Raw genomic sequence first — 6,478 nt, 5'->3', positions numbered from 1 at the left:
GACGCGTACGGCGAGGAGGGGTCGGGCCGGGGGGTGGCCGCCCGCAGCGGTTGGCGCGTCCACACCGTTCAGATCCCGACCCGCCGATTCCGCGCCGTTCCGAGGACGGCCACCCCCCGGCCCGGCCCCGACCCACAACACACCCGCACGCGCACCCCGCACCCCCCACCGACCCGCACAGGCCGCCGCAGGCACAACGCGCACCCCCAACCACCCGCACAGGCCGCCGCAGGCACCCCACCTGCACGCCGCACCACCACCAAACCGCCGGAGGCACCCCGCACCCCCACCGACCCGCACAGGCCGCCGCAGGCATCGCACCCGCACGCCGCACCACCACCAAACCGCCGGAGGCACCCCGCACCCCCACCGACCCGCACAGGCCGCCGCAGGCACCCCACCCGCACGCCGCACCACCACCGAACCGCCGGAGGCACCCCGCTTCACTGCCGGACCGCCGGCGGCAGACCACCCCCCAGCGCCCCCCGCTGCGGTGCGATCCCCGCCGGAACGGCACGTGCGCGCGCGGGCGTTCCCGTCCAGCACGTACCCCTGCGGGCCAACAGCCGGATGAGCCACAGCTCGAGGGAGATCAGGTCCGCCAGCCCGTCCAGCGGCAGCGCCTCCCCCGCCGCCGCCCCCCGCAGCGCCTTCCGCACCACCCTCGCCTCCACCAGCCCCGCCTCCGCCAGCAACGGCCTCTCGAACAACCCCAGCAGCCGCTCCGCGGCCACCCGCACCCCCGCCCGTGCACTCGCCGCCGCCACCTCCTGCGTCGGCGCTCCCCACCCGTCCGGCAACTCGCTCACCCCGGCCCCTTCCAGCACCGTACGCAGGATCGCGGCCCGCGCCCCGGGCCGCACCCGCAGCGCCTCCGGCAGCGCCCGGCACGCCCGCACGACCTGGTTGTCGAGGAACGGCGCATGCAGCCGCTGGAACCGGATCTCCGCGGCCTGCTCCAGCACCCGCACCTCCGCCGCCTGCCGAGCCAGCGCCGCACGCGCGCGGAAGTCACCGGGCCGCTGCCCGGGCCCACCGCCCCCCGACCGCTGCATCGCCCCCTGCAGGCGAACCGATACTTCAGCCAGCGCCTCCCCGGTCAGCCACGCCGCCGCGGGCCCCGGCCTCCCCCAGTTCAGCGCAGTCATCGACGCTTCGAGCACCCCGGCCCCGGTCGCCCCGCCCCCCGGCACCCCACCGAACCGCCGCCTCAGCAGCTGTTCCGCCAGCGCCTCCAGCCCGGCCCGGTACGGCGTCCGGGCCAGCCGCCGCGCCGCCCCGTACACGCGCGCGGGCACCATCACCGACCCGTCCGCCTTGGCCAGCGCCGCGACCGGCCGCACCAGATGGCGCCGCTTGCGGTCCATCAGCAGATCCGCGAGCCGCGCCGGATGCGCATCCAGCACCTGCCGCGCCCCGTACCCGGTGAAGTGATCGGCGCTCCCGGCCGCCAGCCGGGCGCGATGCCGCGCCGCCGTCACCAGGCAGGCCGCCGGTTCGTCCGTCAGCGGCCCGTCCAGGTCGGCGTACGGCAGCACCTCCTCGCCCCCGGCGACCACCACATGGTGCAGCCGCGGACCGGCGGCGAGCATCCCCGCCCGCTCCAGTTCGGCCGCCAGCCCGCCGCCGGATCCGTGCCCTCCCACGGCCAGGTCGTTGAAGGTGACGGCCAGCAGCCGCTCCCCCGCCCCGGTCCCGTGCCCGAGCACGGTCCCCGGCATCCCCGGCAGCCCGGCAGCCAGCAGCGCCAGGGTCCCCGACGCCGGTCCCCCGGACAGATCCGCCCCGATCCCCGGCACCGGCATCCCGCGCGCGGCGCGCCGCTCCGCCGGCCCCATGCCGGGCACGGGCCCGGGGTCGATGCCATCACCCGGCACGTGCCGTGGCGCCGCGAGCCGGGTCCGCACCGCCTCCACCAGCGCGTCCCGGACGCCGTCCACCGCGCGGTCGGGGTCGGCCGGCGGTGCCGCCACCGCGAGCGAGGCCACCGGTTCGTACCCGGCGATCTCCCGTGCCCCGGCGCGCAGAATCAGCGCATGCCCCGGCGGAAGGCGCTTCACGCCGTCGTACGGGGTGGAGTCGTCCAGCGCGGCCGGCACGTCGGGGGCGGCGAGCAGCGCGGCGAGATATCCGAAGTCGAGGTTGGCCTCGATGAGGTCGGCCAGCGGCAGCGCCGCCGTGGCGTACGCCGTGCCGCCCGCCCACGGGGTGTGGAACACCGGCCGCGCGCCCGCGAGGTCGCCGCAGACCATCACCCGCCGCCCCACCTGGACGACGGCGGTGTAGCTGCCCGGCCAGGCGGTCAGATGCCGGATCGCCCCGCCGCGTGCCGCGAACAGCGCCACCCTCAGCTGCTCGTCCGAGGCCCCGCAGATGCCGAGGACGGCGATCCGGGTCTGCGGATCGGCGGACACCACGCGCACCTCGTCCGGGCGCCAGTCGCCGACCGCCCACAGCGGATCGGGGTCGCCCCACAGCAGCTGGGACCCCACGGGATGCACGGTCTCACCGTCGTACCCGGTGGCCCCCGCGGAACCACCGCGACCGCCCCCGTCGGCTCCTCCGGCCCGTCCGGCTCCTCCATGTCCCCCAGCCCCCGGGGCGGTGCTGCTCCATCCCACCAACCACCGCATCGCCGCCTCCACAGGCTGTGGACAACCAGTGCACCGTACGAACTGGTTCCCCATGCTGCCACGAAGGGCGCGCCCCGGAGCGTCGCCGGAGCCGCATGTGCTCCCCCGGATGCGCCCTTGCGAACACACGCGCACGGACGTCGACACCCGGATCGCACAAGGAGCCCGGCAGGGTCGCTGCAGGGCGACCGCAGGAGATTGCGACGCGAATGCGCCCCCGCAACGCGCCCCCAAGCCCCCCGGAGCGCCCTCAAGTGCCGTGGTGGGAGCGGCCTTCACCCGGATTCCGCAGGGTCGATTTTCAGCCAAATCACATCAGCAGAAGAGCGCTCGAACACGCTCCGTACATGTGCACTCCCGGCCTTGCCCGGACTCCGCGCCGCCGGCACACGCGCACGGTCCGGGAGGCGCGACACGCCCCCCGGACCGGTCCGCCGCCCGCGGGGATGGAGGCGGCGGTGTCCCCCAGCCCACTGGACCCAGTGCAGCGGGCCGACCCACGCACGGCCCATGGAACCGCTCCCCCGATGGCCGGAGAAGAGCGCACGGACGGGCGCACGGCCACACACAACGGGAGCACACCGCAACAGTCCGTACAGAGGCCGCACTTGCGTACGGACCACAATCCCGCCAACCGGAACTATGCCTCTTAACGCATGGGATGCGGCGAACTACGCTGGGTTTACGAATGCCGCGTGGTTATGCCAGCGCGGCAGCCGTCTGTGTCGAGGGGTGGCGCATGTCCAGGGAGCAACGCGGGCCGAACGAAAAGCTCGGCGCCGTTCTCGCCCTCGCGGGAATCTCCAACGCAGGGCTCGCCCGGCGTGTCAACGACCTCGGTGCGCAGCGCGGGCTGACGCTCCGGTACGACAAGACGTCGGTGGCGCGGTGGGTGTCCAAGGGCATGGTGCCGCAGGGTGCGGCCCCGCACCTCATCGCCGCCGCCATCGGCCAGAAGCTCGGCCGCCCGGTCCCGCTGCACGAGATCGGCCTGGCGGACGCCGACCCCGCGCCCGAGGTCGGCCTCGCCTTCCCCAGGGACGTGGGGCAGGCGGTGCGGTCCGCGACGGACCTGTACCGCCTCGACCTGGCCGGCCGCCGCGCCGGTTCCGGCGGCATCTGGCAGTCGCTCGCCGGATCGTTCGCAGTGAGCGCATACGCAACGCCCGCCTCTCGGTGGCTGATAACCCCGGCCGACAGCTCGGTGGCGCGCGAGGCGGTCCCGGCCGAGGGTTCCGGCGCACCGATCAAAGTCGGCCACAGCGATGTGCAGAAGCTGCGCGAGGCGGCCGAGGACGCCCGCCGCTGGGACTCCAAGTACGGTGGCGGCGACTGGCGTTCGTCGATGGTCCCCGAGTGCTTACGAGTAGAGGCGGCGCCTCTACTCCTCGGCTCCTACTCCGACGAGGTCGGCCGCGCCCTGTTCGGCGCCTCCGCGGAGCTGACCCGGCTGGCCGGCTGGATGGCCTTCGACACCGGCCAGCAGGAGGCGGCCCAGCGCTACTACATCCAGGCGCTGCGCCTGGCCCGTGCCGCGGCCGACGTCCCGCTGGGCGGCTATGTGCTCGCCTCGATGTCCCTCCAGGCGACCTACCGCGGCTTCGGCGACGAGGGAGTGGACCTCGCCCAGGCGGCCCTGGAACGCAACCGCGGCCTGGCCACGGCCCGCACCATGAGCTTCTTCCGCCTGGTCGAGGCCCGCGCCCACGCGCGCGCGGGCGACGCCCAGGCGGCGGGAGGCGCCCTGAAGGCGGCCGAGAGCTGGCTGGAGCGCGCCCGCCCCGGCGACAGCGACCCGATCTGGCTGGGTTTCTACTGCTACGACCGGTTCGCCGCCGATGCCGCGGAGTGCTACCGCGATCTGAAGGCACCGCGCCAGGTGCGCCGTTTCACGGAGCAGGCCCTGTCCAGGCCCACGGAGGAGTTCGTGCGCTCCCACGGCCTGCGCCTCGTGGTGTCGGCGGTCGCGGAGCTGGAGTCGGGCAATCTGGACGCGGCCTGCGAGCAGGGGGTCCGCGCGGTCGAGGTCGCGGGCCGGATCTCCTCGGCCCGCACCACCGAGTACGTCAAGGACCTGCTGCACCGCCTGGAGCCCTACGGCGACGAGCCCCGCGTCGTGGAGCTGCGCGAGCGCGCCCGCCCGCTGCTCGTGGCCCCGGCCTGACCGGGCGGGCGGCACACCGCCGCTGCGGGGTTTGAGGCCATTGTCAGTGGCGCAGTGCACTATCGAACCCGGGAGGTGGAGCAGGTGGTGCGGCAGATGATCGCTTATGACTGCGATGTGCTGGTGATCGGCGGCGGGATCATCGGCCTGTCGACCGCGCATGCGATCACCCGTGCCGCCCCCGGGACGAGCGTGATGGTCCTGGAGAAGGAGCCGGGCCCGGCCCGCCACCAGACGGGCCGCAACAGCGGTGTGATCCACAGCGGCATCTACTACCGTCCAGGCTCCCTCAAGGCGCGCTATGCGGTGCGCGGGGCCGCCGACATGGTCAAGTTCTGCGCGGAGTACGGCATCCCGCACGCCGTGACCGGCAAACTGATCGTCGCCACCGACCGCGCGGAGCTCCCCCGGCTGCACGCCCTCGTCCAGCGCGGCAGGGAGAACGGCATTCCGGTCAGGGAGCTGGGCGCGGCCCAGATCGCCGAGTACGAGCCGGAGGTCCGCGGTCTGGCGGCGATCCAGGTCTCCACGACGGGCACCTGCGACTACGTGGCCGTCGCCCGGCAGCTCGCCGAGTCCTCCGGCGCGGAGATCCGGTACGGCGCTCAGGTGCTGCGCATCGACCGCCGCCCGTCGCTCGGCGTCGCCGTCCGCACCCGCTCCGGTGAGGTGATCCGCAGCCGCTTCCTCGTCAACTGCGCGGGTCTGTACTGCGACGAGATCGCCCGGATGACCGGGGACGATCCCGGGATGCGGATCGTCCCGTTCCGGGGCGAGTACTACGAGCTGGCGCGGCCGGAGCTGGTGCAGGGGCTGGTGTATCCGGTGCCGGACCCGGCTTTCCCCTTCCTCGGCGTGCATCTGACCCGGGGTATCGAGGGCGGCGTGCACGTCGGGCCGAACGCGGTGCCGGCGCTGGCGCGGGAGGGCTACGGCTGGGGGGTGATCCGCCCCGGCGAGCTGGGGACGACGCTCGCCTGGCCCGGCTCCTGGCACATCGCACGCCGGCACTGGCGGTACGGCGCGGGGGAGCTGCGGCGATCCCTGTCCAAGGGAGCCTTCACCGAGGCGGTGCGCAGGCTGCTGCCGGCGGTGACGGAGGACGATCTGGTGCCGACGGCGGCGGGGGTGCGGGCGCAGGCCGTCCTGGCGGACGGGACGCTGGTGGACGACTTCATGATCCGGGAGGGTGCGCACGCGGTGCATGTGCTGAACGCGCCGTCCCCCGCGGCGACGGCTGCGCTGCCGATCGGACGGGAGGTGGCCCGGCGGACGCTGATGGCGTTGGGGGAGCTCTGACCGGGGCCGGCGTGGCACTGCCGTGTACCGCAGCCGACGGGCTTGGGCTCCGCGCGGGCCGCAGCCCCCGGGGCCGTGGCGCAGGTGAGCACTGTCCCCGGGCACGGGAACCGGTCCCCAAAGGACGCGGCCCAGGTGACCACCTGCACCGGACACGAGTAACCGGTCTCCGCAGACCTGGCACCGCGATGATCCTCGACCCCGGGCACGGGAACCGGTCCCCAAAAGCCGTGGCGCAGGTGACCACCACCACCGGGCACGAGTACCGGTGCCGGAGTGGCCGCCGGGTGGGAGGCGCAGCCCGGCGTCTACGGGGTGGCGCCTTCCGCGGAGGGGCAGCTCACCCGTGCCGCCCCTGGGGTGCATCCCGGGCCGCTCGGGC

General features: G+C 74.7%; 3 protein-coding genes. 2 read left to right on the top strand and 1 reads right to left on the bottom strand.

All coding sequences use genetic code 11. The features are described from left to right. Positions 1–443: 443 nt before the first annotated feature. Positions 444–2,633 carry an asparagine synthase-related protein gene (locus V5O46_RS24135; RefSeq protein ID WP_332886770.1) on the bottom strand — a complete coding sequence of 730 codons (2,190 nt, stop codon included), beginning with the start codon at positions 2,631–2,633 and terminating at the stop codon, positions 444–446. A 739-nt stretch (positions 2,634–3,372) separates the two neighbouring features. On the opposite strand from V5O46_RS24135, the gene V5O46_RS24130 reads away from it, so the two are divergent. Further along, positions 3,373–4,797 carry an MFS transporter gene (locus V5O46_RS24130; protein WP_332886769.1) on the top strand — a complete coding sequence of 475 codons (1,425 nt, stop codon included), beginning with the start codon at positions 3,373–3,375 and terminating at the stop codon, positions 4,795–4,797. Positions 4,798–4,893: 96 nt separating this feature from the next. After that, complete coding sequence (gene lhgO / locus V5O46_RS24125) at positions 4,894–6,096, top strand: L-2-hydroxyglutarate oxidase (protein ID WP_332886773.1); 1,203 nt, start codon at positions 4,894–4,896, stop codon at positions 6,094–6,096. The last annotated feature ends 382 nt before the right edge of the window (positions 6,097–6,478 follow it).

The sequence above is a fragment of the Streptomyces poriticola genome (assembly GCF_036689765.1).
In the GTDB taxonomy this organism is placed as follows: domain Bacteria; phylum Actinomycetota; class Actinomycetes; order Streptomycetales; family Streptomycetaceae; genus Streptomyces; species Streptomyces poriticola.
This window is presented reverse-complemented; position numbering and strand designations above follow the sequence as displayed.